Origin of the sequence: Enterobacter sp. Cy-643, assembly GCF_011752815.1 — a bacterium.
GTDB lineage: Bacteria > Pseudomonadota > Gammaproteobacteria > Enterobacterales > Enterobacteriaceae > Cedecea.
The window spans coordinates 552565-570570 of the sequence record NZ_VWWV01000002.1; the positions used below are offsets into that span (position 1 = coordinate 552565).

Annotated in this window: 16 protein-coding genes; 7 read left to right on the forward strand and 9 right to left on the reverse strand. The window is 55.2% G+C overall.

Going from position 1 to position 18006, the window contains the following annotated elements:
- Positions 1-70: 70 nt before the first annotated feature.
- A complete protein-coding gene (gene yohP / locus F3J29_RS10885) occupies positions 71-154 on the forward strand; it encodes a small membrane protein YohP (RefSeq protein WP_008456306.1) in 84 nt (27 codons plus the stop codon).
- Between the two features lie 37 nt (positions 155-191).
- Here the strand turns inward: yohP and F3J29_RS10890 are convergent, their stop codons facing one another.
- A complete protein-coding gene (locus tag F3J29_RS10890) occupies positions 192-1145 on the reverse strand; it encodes an MBL fold metallo-hydrolase (protein WP_166866054.1) in 954 nt (317 codons plus the stop codon).
- 78 nt (positions 1146-1223) lie between these two features.
- Here F3J29_RS10890 and F3J29_RS10895 point away from each other — a divergent pair, with 78 nt between their 5' ends.
- Complete coding sequence (locus tag F3J29_RS10895; RefSeq protein ID WP_166866669.1) at positions 1224-2144, forward strand: LysR family transcriptional regulator; 921 nt, start codon at positions 1224-1226, stop codon at positions 2142-2144.
- A gap of 75 nt (positions 2145-2219) precedes the next feature.
- Here F3J29_RS10895 and F3J29_RS10900 read toward each other — a convergent pair whose 3' ends face one another.
- The 7 genes from F3J29_RS10900 to rhlE all read right to left on the reverse strand — a co-directional run bounded on the left by F3J29_RS10900 (position 2220) and on the right by rhlE (position 11601).
- On the reverse strand, positions 2220-3614 hold the full coding sequence (locus F3J29_RS10900) for a glycoside hydrolase family 1 protein (protein WP_166866057.1): 1395 nt from the start codon (positions 3612-3614) through the stop codon (positions 2220-2222).
- A gap of 15 nt (positions 3615-3629) precedes the next feature.
- Entirely contained in the window at positions 3630-5477 is a 1848-nt protein-coding gene (bglF, locus tag F3J29_RS10905) for a PTS beta-glucoside transporter subunit IIABC (protein ID WP_166866059.1), read from the reverse strand.
- 136 nt (positions 5478-5613) lie between these two features.
- A complete protein-coding gene (gene licT / locus F3J29_RS10910) occupies positions 5614-6453 on the reverse strand; it encodes a BglG family transcription antiterminator LicT (protein ID WP_166866061.1) in 840 nt (279 codons plus the stop codon).
- A 161-nt stretch (positions 6454-6614) separates the two neighbouring features.
- Complete coding sequence (gene surE, locus F3J29_RS10915) at positions 6615-7505, reverse strand: 5'/3'-nucleotidase SurE (protein ID WP_166866063.1); 891 nt, start codon at positions 7503-7505, stop codon at positions 6615-6617.
- 24 nt (positions 7506-7529) lie between these two features.
- On the reverse strand, positions 7530-8858 hold the full coding sequence (locus F3J29_RS10920) for an OprD family outer membrane porin (protein WP_166866064.1): 1329 nt from the start codon (positions 8856-8858) through the stop codon (positions 7530-7532).
- Positions 8859-9136: 278 nt separating this feature from the next.
- Positions 9137-10072 (reverse strand): tRNA dihydrouridine(16) synthase DusC, encoded by a 936-nt coding sequence (dusC, locus tag F3J29_RS10925; protein WP_166866066.1) that lies wholly within the window; start codon positions 10070-10072, stop codon positions 9137-9139.
- Between the two features lie 131 nt (positions 10073-10203).
- Positions 10204-11601, reverse strand: a complete 1398-nt coding sequence (gene rhlE / locus F3J29_RS10930; protein WP_166866069.1) for an ATP-dependent RNA helicase RhlE — start codon at positions 11599-11601, stop codon at positions 10204-10206.
- 253 nt (positions 11602-11854) lie between these two features.
- Between rhlE and cecR the strand changes: the two genes are divergently transcribed.
- Genes cecR through F3J29_RS10955 form a run of 5 tightly spaced genes read left to right on the forward strand, consistent with a single transcriptional unit; the run spans position 11855 to position 17525 of the window.
- Entirely contained in the window at positions 11855-12550 is a 696-nt protein-coding gene (gene cecR, locus F3J29_RS10935) for a transcriptional regulator CecR (RefSeq protein WP_166866071.1), read from the forward strand.
- Positions 12540-13547: a secretion protein HlyD gene (hlyD, locus tag F3J29_RS10940; protein WP_166866671.1), complete on the forward strand. Its 1008-nt coding sequence runs from the start codon at positions 12540-12542 to the stop codon at positions 13545-13547. Before cecR ends, hlyD begins: the two co-directional genes overlap by 11 nt.
- Positions 13534-15282 (forward strand): ATP-binding cassette domain-containing protein, encoded by a 1749-nt coding sequence (locus tag F3J29_RS10945; protein WP_166866073.1) that lies wholly within the window; start codon positions 13534-13536, stop codon positions 15280-15282. The genes hlyD and F3J29_RS10945 overlap by 14 nt, the downstream gene beginning before the upstream one ends.
- Positions 15269-16408, forward strand: coding sequence for an ABC transporter permease (locus tag F3J29_RS10950; RefSeq protein ID WP_166866074.1), 1140 nt, complete (start codon positions 15269-15271; stop codon positions 16406-16408). Before F3J29_RS10945 ends, F3J29_RS10950 begins: the two co-directional genes overlap by 14 nt.
- 10 nt (positions 16409-16418) lie before the next feature.
- Positions 16419-17525: an ABC transporter permease gene (locus F3J29_RS10955; protein ID WP_166866075.1), complete on the forward strand. Its 1107-nt coding sequence runs from the start codon at positions 16419-16421 to the stop codon at positions 17523-17525.
- On the opposite strand, the gene F3J29_RS10960 is transcribed toward F3J29_RS10955, so the two are convergent.
- Positions 17487-17894, reverse strand: a complete 408-nt coding sequence (locus F3J29_RS10960) for a YbhQ family protein (protein ID WP_166866076.1) — start codon at positions 17892-17894, stop codon at positions 17487-17489. The two genes, F3J29_RS10955 and F3J29_RS10960, sit on opposite strands and share 39 nt — an antisense overlap.
- Positions 17895-18006: the final 112 nt, after the last annotated feature.

Below are 18006 nucleotides of genomic sequence, written 5' to 3' on the forward strand. Positions count from 1 at the left end.
GAGGCAACTCCCCCGTCTGCTCATCCTTGCCTATACTCAAAAAGAGCCAACTAAAAGGTAAGGAGCGCTAATGAAAATTATTTTATGGGCCATTCTGATTATCTTCCTCATCGGGCTGCTGGTGGTGACCGGCGTATTCAAAATGATCTTTTAAAAACGCTGGCGCCACGTTGTTGTGGCGCCTTTAGCTATCAATCCGACCTGCTGCTGTAGTTTATCGGCACCCAGCGCCAGGCTTTCTCTTGTTGTTTCACATGGCCAATCCCCGGGAAAGCAATGTGTGCCGCCGCGACCCAGTCGCCTTCCTCCGCCGCCATTTTCAAGACCTTCTCACGCGTGGCAACCGCCTGCTGCTGGTTAACATCGAAATGAATCGCCACTTCGGGATCGGGCATCTGCACCGCTTTGGCATGAATAATATCGCCCCACATCAGCATGTTTTGGCCGCCACGGCTAACACGATAAATCACGCTGCCCGGCGTGTGCCCTGCGGCAGGAATGGCTTCGATGCCCGGAAGGATTTCAGCCGGGGCATGAAAAGTGGTGAGCTTACCGGCGTCAATGACCGGACGCAGCGAACGTTCAGATTCCGCAAAGGTATGCCGCTGGCCCGGCTCAACGTCGCTGAGGTGAGCGGGGTTGAGCCAGAAATCGACATCTTTCTGCTCCACGCGAACCGTCGCGTTGGGGAAAGCAGGCTTGCCGCGGTATTCCACCCCGCCGGAATGATCGGCATGAATATGGGTCAGCAGCACCAGAGAAATGTCTTCAGGGGCAATACCTGCCGCCCGTAAGTTCTCCAGCAGGTGCCCACCGGCAGAGCCAAATAATTCCCCGGCTCCCGTATCAACCAGAATCAGTTCGCGCCCCGTATTGATAACAAAGGCATTGATCGACGTTTCTGCGGCGGGCGTCATCGCGTCCTCCGCCATACGCTGGCGTAACTTCTGCGGCGTGATATGCGTCAGCAATTTATCCAGCGGTACGACTACCGTGCCGTCCGACACCGCCGTAATTTGCCAGTCCCCCAGCATTATGCGGTAATATCCAGGCGATTGCTGCTGCGTTATAGCCTGCGGCGTGGCAAGGACAGAAACGGATATTGTGCCGCCTAAAAGCGTTAGCAGCATGAGGAAAGTTTTCATTTTATTCTCCAGGCAGGTGTTCAACTTGCCGCCAGTATCCCGTCGGGCGTATCATCACGCCAATTGATTGGAGAAATGATGACTATCAAAGAAAATGATTTCCGCAAAATCGATCTCAACCTGCTGATCGCTTTTGCCGTGCTGTTCCGCGAGCAAAGCGTCTCGCTGGCGGCCGACAAGCTGCACCTCGGGCAACCTGCGGTCAGCGGCGCGCTGGCAAGATTGCGGGATATGTTCGACGACCCGCTGTTTATTCGCAGCGGCCACCGCATGCAGCCCACCGCGCGCGCAAGCGAACTGCACACCGAGCTGATGCCTCTGCTGGAGCAGCTGCAAAGCGCTCTTTTCCAGCAGGCTGAGTTTTGCCCGGCCAGCGCCAAGGCCATGGTCACCATCGGCATGACTGACTGGGTGGAAATGTGGCTGATGCCAAAGCTCATTCCCGCGCTAAAGCAGGACGCGCCGGGGATGCGCATTAACGTTGTCGCCAGCGATCCGTTTACCGACGCCCAAAAGCTGGAAGGCGGCGAGTTAGATATGGCGATCAGCGTGGCGAACCAAAGCGCCCGCTGGCTGGAGCGTGAAGTGTTGACCGGCATGAATTTTATGACGCTCTGGCACCCACAGCACATCGAGGCCAGTGCACCGCTTTCGCTGGAAGAATATGTCGCCCACCAGCACGTGCTGGTCAGCTATCGTGAAGCCAACAGCAGCCAGATAGACACCCTGCTGGCAAAGCTCGGGCAGACGCGTCATATCAGCTACACCACGCCGCATTTTGCTGCGCTGCCGGGTCTGCTGATGCAGATGCCCGCGCTGGCAACCGTCCCGGCAGGATTATCAGCCAGTTGGCAGAAAACCTGGGGTTTGGCTGCAAGCCCGGTTCCGGTAGATGTCCCACCGTTTGAGGTTGCTTTATTGTGGCATCAGCGCCATAACAGCGATGCCGCGCTGATGTGGCTGCGCGGGTTTATTCAGCGGCTGGTGAATATGGCGTAATAGAGCAGAAAGGGAAGAGGGAAAACGCATTTTCCCTCTTTTAGACTGACGACAAACTGGCTTTATTGCCGCGGCTTAACGCTTCAGGCTGCCGCCGTTGGTGGCAATTACCTCTTTATACCAGTGGAAGCTTTTCTTTCTTGACCGTGCAAGCGTGCCGTGGCCCTGGTCATCGCGGTCAACGTAGATAAATCCGTAGCGCTTCGACAGTTCGGCCTTTGAGGCGCTGACCAAATCGATTGGCCCCCAGCTGGTGTAGCCCATTACCTCAACGCCGTCCTCGATAGCCTCGCCCACCTGCACAAGATGATCGTTCAAATAGCTAATGCGATAATCATCGTTGATCGTGCCGTCAGCTTCGGGCTTATCTTTCGCCCCCAGGCCATTTTCAACAATAAACAGCGGTTTCTGGTAGCGATCCCACAGCATATTGAGCAGGATACGCATGCCGGTCGGGTCAATTTGCCAGCCCCATTCAGACGCTGGCAAATGCGGGTTTGGCACCATGCTGAGAATATTGCTGCGGGATTTCGCGTTAAGCTCTGCATCTGCCGTCACGCAGCCGGTCATGTAGTAGCTGAATGAGATAAAATCGACGGTATTTGTCAGAATTTCACGATCGTTCTCGCTGATTTCAAGCTGAATACCGTTATCGCGGAAATAGCGCTGCATATAGCCAGGATAGCGGCCCCGACACTGGACGTCGCCGAAGAACAGCCAGCTGCGGTTTTCCTGCAGCGTTTCCAGCACGTCTTCCGGTTTACAGGTGAGCGGGTACATCAGGCCGCCCAGCAGCATATTGCCAATTTTCGCATCCGGAATGATTTCGTGGCAGGCTTTCACCGCCAGGCTGCTGGCAACCAGCTGATGATGGATAGCCTGATAAATTTCGCCTTTGTTCGGCTCGCCTTCCAGCCCGACGCCGGTCAGCGGCGCATGAAGCGACATGTTGATTTCATTGAAGGTCAGCCACAGCTTCACTTTATGCTGATAGCGGGTGAAAACACAGCGCGCGTAACGCTCAAAGCAGTCAATGACGTTGCGATTGCCCCAGCCGCCGTATTGCTTCACCAGCCCCCACGGCATTTCGTAGTGCGACAAGGTCACCATCGGCTGAATCCCATGCTGCGCCAGCTCATCAAACAGTTTGTCGTAATACGCCAGCCCGGCTTCGTTTGGCTCAGACTCGTCGCCCTGCGGGAAGATGCGCGTCCAGGCGATGGAAATACGCAGGCAGCTGAATCCCATTTCAGCAAATAGCGCTATGTCCTGCGGGTAGCGGTGGTAGAAATCAATAGCGATATCTTTAATGCCGCTATCTCCCGGTACACGTTCCTTCAATGGGCCAAACACCCCCTGCTGCATGACGTCCGAGGTAGAAATACCCTTTCCCCCCTCCTGCCACGCGCCTTCAACCTGGTTTGCGGCGATAGCCCCGCCCCACAGAAATGTCTTCGGAAATGCTGTCATGTCACTCTCCTTTGCTTAACGTTCTACCGTCAGGAACGGCATACCTGTATCAATGCTGGACTGAGTCGTTACGCGGGTCACTTCCCGATAATTCTCGCTATTGCTGACAATTATTGGCGTAGCGAGGTCGTACCCGGCAGCAAGAATGGCCTCGCGATCGAACTCAATGAGCAGATCGCCTGGCCTGATTTTATCTCCCGGCTGGACGTGGGCAGTGAAGTGCTGCCCATCCAGCTTCACCGTGTCGATGCCAATATGAATTAAGACTTCAATGCCGCTGTCGCTTAACAGACCGATAGCGTGTCGAGTCTGAAATAGCGAGGCGACTTCACCGTAAAACGGCGCACGGACTTCGTTCGTCAGCGGAATAATAGCCGCGCCTTTCCCCAACAGCCCCTCTGCAAACGTAGCATCAGGGACCTGGCCCATCGCTAATACCGTGCCGCTCATCGGCGCCAAAATATCCTGGTCTCCGGCAATGGCCGTTGGCGATGATGAAGCTGGCGTGCTGCGCGGCAGACCAAAAGCCCAGGTTAGCGCGCAGGCCAGCAGCAGTGATAACAGAGTACCGATGATGGCTCCCCATACGGTGCTGTCCATGCCACCCGGCGGGAGCATCTGCGCCAGACTGAAAATACTCGCCAGCCCGAAGGAGTAAAGATGGCTTTGGCTAAAGCCGACAATGGCCCCGCCAATACCCCCGGCAATACACCCAAAAATAAAGGGACGGCGGTTAGGCAGCGTCACGCCATACACCGCAGGTTCAGTGATACCGAAAATCCCCGCGGTCACCGCTGAACCCGACAGAACTTTAAGCTTCGCATCCCGCGTTGAGAGAAAGACCCCAAGCGTGGCGCCGACCTGCCCCATTACCGCCGGCAGCAGGAGCGGCATCAGCGTATCCTGACCCAACACGCTGAGGTTGTTGATCATGATGGGGACCAGGCCCCAGTGCAGGCCAAATATGACGCAGACCTGCCAGATAGCCCCCATGACGGTGCCCGCCAGCCACGGCGCAAAGGCATAAATGGCCTGATACCCGTTCGCCAGCATTTGGCTCAGCCAGGTTGCCGCCGGCCCAATAATCAGGAAAGTCAGCGGCACCACCGCGCCCAGGCAAACCAGAGGCGTGAAAAAGTTCTTCATCGCTGCCGGGAATACTTTGTTGCAGCGTTTTTCCAGCCAGCAGCTGACCCAGGCAGCAAAGATGACAGGGATCACCGAGGAGCTGTAGTTGATAAAGGTCACCGGAATACCAAGAAAACGTTCAGACTGAGAGGCGGCGTCAAAAGCCTGCATAATCAGCGGATGCGTAAGTGCGCCCCCGATGGCCATGGTCAAAAACGGACTGCCGCCAAACTTTTTCCCGGCCGTATAGCCCAGTACCAGCGGGAAGAAGTAAAACAGCGAATCACTAGCGGCGAACCATATTTTATAGGTGGCTGATTCGGTATTTAGCCAACCGCAAACAACGCTGAGCGCCAGCATCCCTTTCAGGATCCCCGAGGCGGCCATCACGCCCAGGAAAGGGGTGAAAATTGCCGAAACGATATCGATAAGCCGGTTCAATGGATTGCTTTTTTCGCCCCGGATTTCTTTTGTTACGTCCCCTTCACTGATACCTGCCGCAGCACAGACCGCCGTATAAACATCGTGAACGTGGTTGCCAATCACAACCTGAAACTGCCCTCCGCTCTCCACCACCGTGATAACGTCCGGATTGTTCTTCAGCGCCTGAGGCTCTGCGAGCGAGGAATCATTCAGTTTGAAACGCAGCCTGGTCGCACAGTGCACCAAACTGACGATGTTTTCCTTGCCACCGACATGTTTCAGGATAGCCTGCGCCAGCCCTTGATAGTCCATAACCCTGTTCCTTTTACGTCCCGCCCGCGGGCGATGTCTGCTGAGTAAAGTTAAAAAAAAACCTGAGCCAGCCGCCCCGCAGGGAAGCTAACGCTCAGGTTTTGCCTGCCGAAGCAGTCACAATCCGTTTTGTTATTTAAGCCTTGCGGCTCTCTTTGCGCACTCGCTCAATATGGATAGCGAGGAACATAATTTCTTCGTTGGTCAGCTCGCGCTGGTAGCTTTTGGCCAGATGCCGCTGAAGTTTCTCTGCACAGCGCCACGCCAACGGGTAGTTATCTTTCACCGCCGCATGCAGAGCTTCATCATCATCCGCCACGGTGGTACGGTTCAGCATTCTTTGAGCAAAAAACTTCAAATGCGTGACAAAGCGCTGGTAGCTCAGACTCTCGGTCTGGTATTCAATTTGCAGCTGGTACTTCACGATATGCAGGATCTCCTGCATTACGCGAGTGATATCCATCACCTCCGGCATTTCGCCTTCAAGCTGGGCTGTCACCAGATGCAGCGCGATAAACCCCGCTTCATCTTCAGCAAGCAGTACGCCGAGGCGTCGGTGAATGATGCCAATCGCTTCCAGCCCCAGCGCGAACTCTTTGGGATATAACCGCTTGATTTCCCACAACAGCACGTTGCGGATCGCCATGCCTTTTTTCTGCCGCTCAATCGCGAAGTGGCAGTGATCCGTCAGCGAAATATAGAGACTTTCCTGCAGCTTACCGAGGCGTTCGCGTGCCAGTTGAATAATGCGATCGCAGGCGGTCATCACCTCCAGCGGGATCTGGTTTAGCAGCTCGCTTAATCTTGCCACCAGCTCATCGCTTTGCAGGGCAAACACTTTTTCTATTTGGCTGCGATCGAGTTCATCTCCGGGCTTTTTTTGGAAGCCCAGCCCCTTCCCCATCACCACCTGTTCGCGCCGGTGTTCATCGAGAATAACCACTACGTTATTGTTCAGTATCCTGGTAATTTCCATGGTTACCCCAGAAACAAAAAAACCTGACCTCTGGCAGAGCCAGACGATCAGGTTTTGCCTGCTAAGTGCAGTAACAATCCAACATGCGCACTCTATCACGGAGAATATATCGCTCAAGGCCACAGGGCGAAAACCGTGATAGCGATCGCGACACTGCCTGACTAGTTGGCCGCGGTTTCTGCTGCAAACAGTTTTCGGTATTGCTCGTCAAACTGCGGCGCATTCCACTCTCCGTCAAAGACGGTCCAGGTAATATATCCACGGTTTAGCCAGCCGGTATCGGTATCAGCATCCACCGGCGTCAGCACTTTCTCGCTCATGATTTGCTGCGCTTTGCCGTCAGGCAGCAGTTTATAGTAGTGCTGCGGCACCGGGTTTTGCTCATTTTCCACAAATTTCATGCCCTTAATGGCCTGCTTTTCTAACGGCGGATAGTTGATGCTTAATCCCGAACCGGCAGGTAGCAGCGGCTGGCCCGGTTGCCAGGTCTTCGCGAGCGTATCCACCAGGCCTACCACGTAGTCTACTGAGTCCGGCCAATATTTATGCGTACTTGGCCACCCGGCCTTCATCTCCTGCTCGTTGAGAATATAGCCAATACTGGCGGCAATCGACGGATAACCATAGCGAACCGCGCGCGCTGCGGCACCGATGGTGCCAGAGTTCAGCTGCGCGACGCCGGTGTTGGGACCGTCGTTCACGCCGGAGATAACCAGATCCGGCGGCGTATCTTTCATCACGCCCAGCACGCCGAAGTCAAGGGAGTCAGCGGGGGTTCCAGGGAAACAGTAGCGCTTGTCGGCCACCTTTTTAACGTCGAATATTTTATTCGGTTTGAAGGTAATGGCCGACCCAATACCGCTTTGATTGGTGGACGGCGCCACCATCCAGACGTCATATCCTTTGGCCGACAGCTTCTCCTGCAGAGAGGTTGTCCCAACCGACTCGCAGCCATCATCATTGACGACCAGAATACGCATGGGGCGCTCAGCGGCAAAAGCAGAACCTGTAATTAACGTGAGTACCAGCCCGGCGACGATGTTCTTTTTCATATTCACTCCTTATTTATGACGTAATTAAAATAAATTAAACCGATATTCAACGCGTACGCTTCCCCCCACGCCTTTCGCCCGGCGGAAACTATGATTGTTTTCATCAAGAGATGGCATTCTGCCGGGCGTTAATTTCCAGCTATAGCTCGGCCCAAACCCGGCGAATACGTTCAGACCTTTTATCTGCGGGCTATGCCAGAGAAAATAGCCCCCATACTCCCACTCTTTTAAATCTACACCTTTGTATTGCATACCAAATCCGTAATTGCCGTAAATGCCAATCAATAATTCAGGCAAAATTTTATACTGGCTGTATAAATACAACATTTGTTCGCCGTCGTTGATATAGTCATTGCCCTCACCATCGGCTTTACTATTAAAGGCACCTCGGGTGTTTTTACCAAAGTGCCAGTAAAAGTGACCTAAACCGTTATCCAGAGGCGCTCGGGTGTATGACCACCCGAGGCCAGATTCCGCTCGTCCGTATTGATAGCCGACAAGGGCAAAAAGATGTTGTGCGCTGCGGCTGAACCCCCTGGCCCCCTCCCAATCGCTGAGGCCACGGGCGTAGTAGTAAGTACTCCTTACCAGAAGATTGACATCTTTACCGAACGGTACCACGGTATTCGCTTCGAGCCCGTGACGGAGAAGATAGCTATCGCTCTCAGCGGCAATGTAGCTGATTTTACTTCCTTTTACCGGAGACCAGCTCAGCTCACTGGTCGCAATGTAGTCAATTTGCTTGTTTGTTTTTAGGGTTCGGAAGCGGCGTTTTTCCGGTTCATCGCGCTCAGAAAAACGGTTAACGACGGCGGCCTTTGCGTCAAAGTCATCCCACACAAACTCGGCGCTAACGCCTTCCCAGGTACTGGGAGCGGCACGGCTGCGGGTGACGTTTAACGCGCCGAATTTATAGAGTTGACGCCAGCCAGCCCAAAGAGAGAGATGCCGCTCCGCGTCGCCCCATCGCGCTTTGGCGTACAGTTGCCCAAGCTTATTGAAGCCTTGCGCTTTGCCGTTTTTGTCCCGCAACAAGTCTCTACCGTAGAAGGCATCGTTGGCGTACAGCTTCGCTACGCCATACCACGAGGCATCGACCCCAACGTGATCCCACAGCCAGCCGCTTTGCCAGTCCAGATGCACCGCCTGAGCCCAGGCATTTTGGTCACCAATTCCCTGATCTGCCATCGCGTCGGTAGTATTCAGCATCCAGACATTTTTTAAGGTGGCATCGAGACGACTGCCCGTTAGCAGGCCGCCGTCAAAGTGAGCATAGCTAGCCAACGCATCGGGCATACCTCCCAAGGCAAACAGCAGCATCATGCCACCGGTTATTTTTGTGCGTGAGTACATGATAAACGTCCCTTGTTTTAATAAAAAAAAGCAAAAAAAAACCTAAATTCACTTTCCGGCACGCGGAGAATGAATTTAGGTTTTGCCTGTTAGACAGTAGCAATCCTGGATGTAATTTATGAGACTATATTGGCATCATGCAGAAACCAGCTCCAGCACTAAATAAAATAAAAACTAAATTTTGTGACCTTGATTCAGGAAAGAATGAAAGAAGATAAACTCATTTAATGAAAATGCCCGCTAATTAAAAGTTCAATTAACGGGTTCTTTAGACAATATTATTTTAACGCACTAATCACATCAGCTATTTCGCCGGAGGTTTTTAACGTACGAATGATGATAAACAGTTCAGTAGCCTCAGCGTACTCTTTACGCAAATAGCCAAGCCACTGTTTAATCCTTGCCACGTGATAGAGTCCGGTATCACCCTGCTTTTCGAGACGGCTATATTTTTGCAATAACGTAACGACTCCGGACCACGGCATCCTCGCTTCGTTGTATTTGATAACCCGGCTCAGGTTCGGCACATTCAGGGCTCCACGCCCGATCATCACCGAATCACATCCCGTCGTGGCCAGGCAATCCTGCGCGCTTTGCCAGTCCCAGATTTCGCCGTTAGCGATGACCGGAATCGACAGTCGCTGGCGAATTTCACCGATGGCACCCCAGTTGATAAGCTCCGCTTTGTAGCCGTCTTCTTTAGTGCGCCCGTGAACCACCAGTTCTGTCGCCCCCGCCTGCTGTACGGCGTCAGCAATTTCAAACTGACGTGCGCCGCTGTCCCAGCCAAGGCGAATTTTTACCGTGACCGGAAGATGGGCTGGCACGGCCTCACGCATGGCTTTCGCGCCGCGGTAAATAAGTTCGGGATCTTTGAGCAAAGTCGCCCCGCCGCCGCTGCCGTTGACCAGCTTTGACGGGCAACCGCAGTTTAAGTCCACGCCCCAGGAGCCGAGTTCGACCGCACGAGCTGCGTTCTCAGCCAGCCACTGTGGGTATTGTCCAAGAAGCTGGACGCGGACCAGCGTACCAGATGGCGTGCGGCTGGCGTGGTTGAGCTCGGGGCAAAGTTTGAGGAAAGATTTGACCGGCAACAGCTGATCGACCACGCGAAGAAATTCGGTGATACAGAGATCGTAGTCGTTAACCTCGGTAAGAAGTTCGCGAACTAACGAGTCGAGAACGCCTTCCATCGGGGCAAGAAGAACACGCATGACGCATCCGAAAATATTGGTATTGTTATCCCCTCACCCCGACCCTCTCCCCAGGGGAGAGAGGGGGGAACACAGAGCGTCTTTAATCCCCTCTCCCTTTTAGGGAGAGGGTTAGGGTGAGGGTATGAAACTTACTGCGCAGCCGCTGGTTTACGCGGCGGGCGACGGCGACGGGCATTATCCCCCGCCGGCTTCGCGGCACCGTCAGCCTGCGGTTTACCACTGCGGCGCGGGCCGTTGTTACGCTCACCGGAAGCATTTGCGTTCCCGCCGTTGCCACTGCGACGCTGGCCCTGGCTCTGGCTTTGACCGCCGCGACCGCCCTGGCCACCACGACCGCCGCCGCCACGCTGCTGACGACCATTGACGATTGGCTCGGCCGGAATGGACGGATCAACATCAAAACCTGGCAGTGCGATACGTGGGATCTCGCGCTTCAGCAGGCGTTCGATGTCGCGCAGCAGCTTATGCTCGTCCACGCACACCAAAGACAGCGCTTCACCGGTAGCTGCCGCACGACCGGTACGGCCAATACGGTGCACGTAGTCTTCCGGCACGTTCGGCAACTCATAGTTAACGACGTGCGGCAATTCTTCAATATCCAGGCCGCGAGCCGCGATATCGGTCGCCACCAGCACGCGAATACCGCCGCTTTTGAAGTCCGCCAGGGCGCGTGTACGAGCGCCCTGGCTCTTATTCCCGTGGATTGCCGCCGCGGTAATACCGTCTTTTTGCAGCTGCTCTGCCAGGTGGTTAGCGCCGTGTTTGGTGCGGGTGAACACCAGCACCTGTTGCCAGTTACCTTCGCCAATCATCTGCGACAGCAGTTCCCGCTTGCGCTTTTTGTCCACAAAGTGAACGTGCTGCGTGACCTGCTCAGACGCCGTGTTGCGGCGAGCCACTTCCACTTCTTCCGGGTTATGCAGCAGCTTCTCAGCCAGCGCTTTAATGTCATCGGAGAAGGTTGCGGAGAACAGCAGGTTCTGGCGGCGCGCAGGCAGTTTAGCCAGCACGCGACGAATGTCATGAATGAAGCCCATATCAAGCATACGGTCGGCTTCATCCAGCACCAGAATCTCGATCTGATCAAGTTTCACGGCGTTCTGGTGCTCAAGATCAAGCAGACGGCCTGGCGTTGCCACCAGCACATCCACGCCGCCGCGCAGCTTCATCATCTGCGGGTTAATGCTCACGCCGCCGAAGACAACCAGCGAGCGGATATTTAAATATTTGCTGTAGTCGCGGACGTTCTCACCAATCTGCGCCGCCAGCTCGCGAGTTGGGGTGAGGATCAGCGCACGCACCGGGCGACGGCCCTTCAGGTGAGGCGCGCTGTCGGTCAGACGCTGTAACAGCGGCAGGGTAAAGCCTGCGGTTTTGCCGGTGCCGGTTTGGGCACTGGCCATCAGGTCACGGCCTGATAAGACTACCGGGATTGCCTGGCGCTGGATTGGGGTAGGCTCACGATAGCCCTGCTCTTCCACCGCACGCAAAATATCGGCATTCAGGCCGAGAGAATCAAAAGACATAGGAACTCCAGAACCGCCCTGACCGCATTGTGCGGTGTAGTTTCCAGGGGGAACATCACGCGCCAGCGCTAAGCTGGCGAAGAGAGGAGGCGCAAACCACGGCGCCGTTCGCGTGCAGTGTAGCAGTTTTTGTGATCTTCCGCATAAATTCTCACTCTCCGCCCGGTCAACAGAATAAAGACTTGCGCTGGACAGAGTTGATAACTTTGCTTACGCTTAATCAATCGATTGATTAACATTTTAAGAGGTCGGTATGACACCTTCGCCGACGCCCGTCACCAGCCGCGGAGAGCAGGCTAAAAATACGCTAATCGCCGCCGCCATCGCGCAATTCGCAGAATATGGCATGCACGCCACGACGCGTGATATCGCCGCCCAGGCCGGGCAAAATATTGCCGCGATCACTTACTATTTTGGCTCCAAAGAAGCGCTGTATATGGCTTCCGCGCAGTGGATTGCCGACTTCATCAGCGGTAATTTTCTCGAGCATGTTGCCCACGCTGAAACCCTGCTGTGCCAGCCCGAGCCGGACAAAGAGAAAATCCGGCATCTTATTCATACCGCACTCGGGCAAATGATCGCCCTGCTGACCGCCGACGATACGCTCAACCTGAGCAAATTTATCTCCCGCGAACAGCTTTCCCCGACCGCCGCTTATCAACTTATTCACCAGCAGGTTATCGACCCGATGCACTCCCTGCTGACCACGCTGGTGGCGCATTACACCGGGCGAGATCCTTTTGATACCGACACCATTTTGCATACCCACACGCTGCTCGGCCAGGTACTGGCCTTCCGGCTTGGACGAGAAACGATTCTGTTGCGCACCGGCTGGCCTCAGTTTGACCAGGCTAAGGTGCAGCAAATAAGCCACGTGGTGCTGAGCCACGTTGATTTCATCCTGCAGGGATTATCCGTACACAGAGGAAAAGCTAGTGATGAACAATAAGAAGCCGGTGATTGCCGTCATTGTGATTCTAGTGCTCGTGGTCGCGGCGTTTGGCGGCTGGAAATGGTATCAGAGCCAGCAAAACAGCGAACTAACGCTCTACGGCAACGTGGATATCCGCACCGTTAACCTTAGCTTCCGGGTGGGAGGACGACTTGCGGCGCTTGAGGTCGATGAAGGTGATGCGATCAAAACCGGGGAACCGCTTGGGCTGATAGATAAAGCACCCTATGAAAACGCTCTGCGCCAGGCCGAAGCCAACGTTGCCGCCGCCCAGGCCAAATACGATTTAATTATTGCGGGCTACCGCGACGAAGAAATAGCCCAGGCCGCGGCTCAGGTTAACCAGGCGCAGGCGGCCTATGATTACGCGCAAAACTTCTACCAGCGCCAGCAGGGATTGTGGGCGACCAAAACCATCTCGGCGAATGATTTAGCCAACGCCCGCTCATCCAGCGACCAGGCAAAAGCCACGCTGAAAGCGGCCCAGGATAAGCTCAGCCAGTACCGCAGCGGTAACCGCCCACAGGAAATCGCTCAGGCGCAGGCCAGCCTTCAGCAAGCCAAAGCACAGCTGGCTCAATCGCAGCTTGATCTCCAGGACACCACTCTGATTGCCCCTTCTGACGGCACGCTGCTTACCCGCGCGGTTGAGCCAGGAAGTATGCTCAATGCGGGCAGTACGGTACTCACCCTGTCGCTCACTCGCCCGGTGTGGGTTCGCGCCTATATCGACGAAACCAGTCTGGGGCAGGCCAAACCCGGCAGCGAACTGCTGATTTATACCGATGGCCGCCCGGACAAGCCATACCACGGTAAAGTGGGCTTTGTGTCTCCAACGGCAGAGTTCACTCCCAAAACCGTTGAAACGCCCGACTTGCGCACGGATTTAGTCTACCGCCTACGCATTATCGTTTCCGATGCAGATGACGCGCTGCGTCAGGGCATGCCCGTTACGGTGAAATTCAACGGTGGAACCCACCATGAGCAGCAATGATGCGGTCATTCACCTGCAGGGGCTGATTAAGCGTTTTCCAGGGCTTGAGAAACCAGCCGTCGCCAGCCTGGATTGTGAAATTCATGCCGGGGCTGTCACCGGCCTGGTCGGTCCGGACGGCGCGGGGAAAACCACGCTAATGAGGATGCTGGCTGGATTGCTGCAGCCAAGCGAAGGCACTGCCTCAGTGATTGGCCTCGACCCGATTAAAGATGACCGCGCTCTGCACGCAGAACTGGGTTACATGCCGCAGAAGTTTGGCCTGTACGAAGATTTGACGGTAATGGAAAACCTGACGCTTTATGCCGACCTGCGGGGTGTGACAGGCGAGCAGCGCAAGAGCACTTTTGCCCGGCTGCTGGAATTCACCTCTCTCGGGCCGTTTACCGAACGGCTGGCGGGTAAGCTCTCGGGCGGGATGAAGCAAAAACTTGGCCTCGCCTGTACGCTCGTTGGCCAGCCGAAAGTGTTGTTACTGGATGAACCCGGCGTAGGCGTAGATCCGATATCCCGGCGTGAACTGTGGCAAATGGTGCACGAGCTGGCGGGCGAAGGCATGCTGATCCTCTGGAGCACATCGTATCTCGATGAGGCCGAACAGTGCCGTGAAATCCTGCTGATGAACGAAGGCGAGCTGCTTTATCACGGCGCGCCGAAAGCGCTGACGCAGAAAATGGCCGGGCGTTCACTGCTGGTCAGCCACGAGCACGAGAATAACCGCCAGCTGCTTCAGCGCGCGCTGAAGCTGCCGCAGGTCAGCGACGGCGTGATTCAGGGGCGCTCGGTGCGGCTGATCCTTGCCAAAGAGGCAAAAATAAGCGAGCTGGCAAACGCCCTGAATGTGCCCGAGTCCAGCCTGAAAGAAACCGATCCTCGTTTTGAAGACGCGTTTATTGATTTACTGGGTGGCGCCGCTGCGAACGAATCGCCGCTGGGCGATATTCTTCATACCGTTGACGGCGAGGCCGGCGAGACGGTGATTCAGGCCGAAGAGTTAACCAAAAAGTTCGGTGACTTTGCCGCCACCGACCACGTTAACTTTGCCGTTAAGCGCGGTGAAATCTTCGGGCTGCTTGGCCCTAACGGCGCCGGCAAGTCCACTACCTTCAAGATGATGTGCGGTTTGTTAGTCCCCACTTCGGGCAAAGCCCTGGTGCTGGACATGGATTTGAAAACCAGCTCCGGCAAAGCACGCCAGCACCTGGGCTACATGGCGCAAAAATTTTCCCTCTACGGCAACCTGACGGTGGCGCAAAATCTCCGTTTCTTCTCCGGCGTTTATGGCCTTCGCGGCCGTGCTCAGCAGGACAAAATTACCCGCATGAGCGAAGCATTTGCGCTGCAGCCTATCGCCAATAGCACGACAGATTCTCTGCCGCTGGGTTTTAAGCAGCGGCTGGCGCTTGCCTGCTCGCTGATGCACGAACCGGATATTCTGTTTCTCGACGAACCGACATCCGGCGTGGATCCCATTACCCGCCGCGAGTTCTGGCTGCATATCAACAGCATGGTAGAGAAAGGCGTGACGGTGATGGTGACCACTCACTTTATGGATGAGGCCGAATACTGCGACCGCATCGGGCTGGTATACCGCGGCAAGCTGATTGCCAGCGGCACGCCGGACGACCTGAAACAGCAGATAGCGGATGACGACACGCCCGATCCCACCATGGAGCAAGCGTTTATCGGGCTGATTCACGAATGGGATAAGGAGCACAGCGATGAGCGAACATAGCCAAAGCATATCGTGGCGCCGCGTCCGCGCCCTGTGCGTGAAAGAAACCCGGCAAATCGTGCGTGACCCCAGCAGTTGGTTAATCGCCGTGGTTATCCCACTGCTGCTGCTGTTTATTTTCGGCTACGGCATTAACCTTGACTCGAGCCGTCTTCACGTCGGCGTGCTGATTGAGCAGCAGAGTGAAGACGCGCTGGACTTTACCCACGCCATCAGCGCCTCACCGTTTATTGAACCCACCATCAGCGACAATCGCGAACAACTGATTCAGCTCATGCAGGCCGGGAAAATTCGCGGCATGGTGACAATTCCTCCAGACTTTGCACAGAACATGGCCCGGCCCGGCGCAACGGCCCCAATTCAGGTGATAACCGACGGCAGCGAGCCCAATACGGCTAACTTTGTTCAGGGCTATATGCAGGGGATCTGGCAGCTTTGGCAGCAGCAGCGGGCGGAAGATCGCGGGGAGCACTTTGAGCCATTAATCGACGTGCAGCTGCGCTATTGGTTTAACCCCGCGGCCATCAGCCAGCACTTTATTATTCCCGGCGCGGTGACCATCATCATGACGGTCATTGGCGCGATACTGACCTCTCTGGTCGTGGCGCGGGAATGGGAGCGCGGCACCATGGAGGCGCTGCTTTCCACCCAGGTGACGCGGACCGAACTGCTGCTCTGTAAGCTGGTACCCTATTATGTGCTGGGAATGTTAGCCATGCTGCTTTGTATGCTGGTGACGGTGTTTATTCTCGGCGTGCCGTGGCGCGGCTCGCTGGTGCTGCTGTTTCTGATCACCAGTCTGTTTTTACTCAGTACTCTGGGCATGGGGCTGCTGATTTCCACCATTACGCGTAACCAGTTCAACGCCGCTCAGGTCGCGCTGAACGCCGCATTTTTGCCGTCCATCATGCTGTCCGGCTTTATCTTCCAGATAGACAGCATGCCAGCCATCATCCGGGCGGTGACCTACGTCATCCCGGCGCGCTACTTCGTCAGTACCCTGCAAAGCCTGTTCCTGGCGGGAAATATCACCTCGGTATTGATCGTCAACACGCTGTTTTTGATTGCCTCGGCGGTGATGTTTATCGGCCTGACGGCGCTGAAAACCAAACGTCGGCTGGATTAAGGGAGAAAGCATGTTTTATCGTTTATGGACGTTGATTCGCAAAGAGCTTCAGTCGCTGCTGCGCGAACCGCAGACCCGCGCCATCCTGATTTTGCCGGTGCTGCTGCAGGTGCTTTTATTCCCGTTTGCCGCCACGCTTGAGGTCACCAACGCGACTATCGCTATCTATAACGAAGACAACGGCAACCACTCGATTGAGCTGACCCAGCGTTTTGCCCGCGCCAGCGCCTTCAGCCACGTGCTGCTGCTGAAAAGCCCGCAGGAAATACAGCCGACGATAGACAACCAAAAAGCGCTGCTGCTGATTCGATTCCCGGCGAATTTTTCGCGTGATATTGCCAGCCAGCAGCCGGCAAAGCTGCAAATCCTGCTCGACGGGCGTAACTCAAACAGCGCCCAGATTGCGGCGAATTACCTCCAGCAAATCGTTAATAACTATCAGCAAGAGCTGATGACCGGTATGCCCAAACCCAACAACAGCGAGCTGACTATTCGCAACTGGTATAACCCTAACCTCGATTACAAATGGTTTGTGGTGCCGTCGCTGATTGCCATGATTACCACCATCGGCGTCATGATAGTGACGTCCCTTTCTGTTGCCCGCGAGCGTGAGCAAGGCACGCTCGATCAGCTGTTGGTTTCTCCTCTGGCCACCTGGCAAATATTTATTGGCAAAGCGGTTCCCGCACAGATTGTCGCGCTGGTGCAGGCCACCATTGTGCTGGCGGTGGGGATTTGGGGCTACCATATTCCCTTCTCCGGCTCGCTACTGCTGTTTTACTTCACGATGATTATTTACGGGCTGTCGCTGGTGGGGTTCGGGCTGCTGATTTCCGCCCTCTGCTCAACCCAGCAGCAGGCGTTTATTGGCGTGTTTGTCTTTATGATGCCGGCGATTCTGCTCTCCGGTTATGTCTCGCCGGTAGAAAACATGCCGGTGTGGCTGCAGGATTTGACGTGGATAAACCCGATTCGTCATTTCACCGATATCACGAAGCAGATTTACCTGAAGGATGCGAGCTTTGGGATTGTCTGGCAGAGTTTGTGGCCGCTGCTGGTGATTGCGGCCACAACGGGTTCAGCGGCGTACTGGATGTTTAGGCGTAAGATTGCGTGATTTGTCTTTCGCGAGCAGAGAGAAGATAGCTGGCCCGGCGAGCATTGCCAGGCCGGCGAGCGCCAGAATCAGGTGACTCTGTACCACTCGAGACAGTAGCCACAGCGCAATCATAGCGTTACCGAAATACCAGGTAGTGGTCAGCTCTTCAAGAAAATCACCGATATCGCGCAGCAGGCCGGTGTGAAAACGCTGGAAGATAAACATCAGCACCACGGTGGCGACATAAAGCAGGCACAGCCCTACGCCCACGGGGATCAGGGTCGCGGTTTTCCAGCCAACGAGCAGCGCAGCGACCACCGCAAGATGCAGCATAATCTGCCAGCAACCCAGTCCGGTTCTCACTCTTACACGTTGTTGCCACTTCATGCTTTATCTCCTGGAGTATTTCTTCCTGTTGATCAGAGTACGCAAGTGTACGGAAATTTCCTCAATACGCCCCCTTTTTGTGACAGATATTGCAATTTATTTCCGTTCAGGC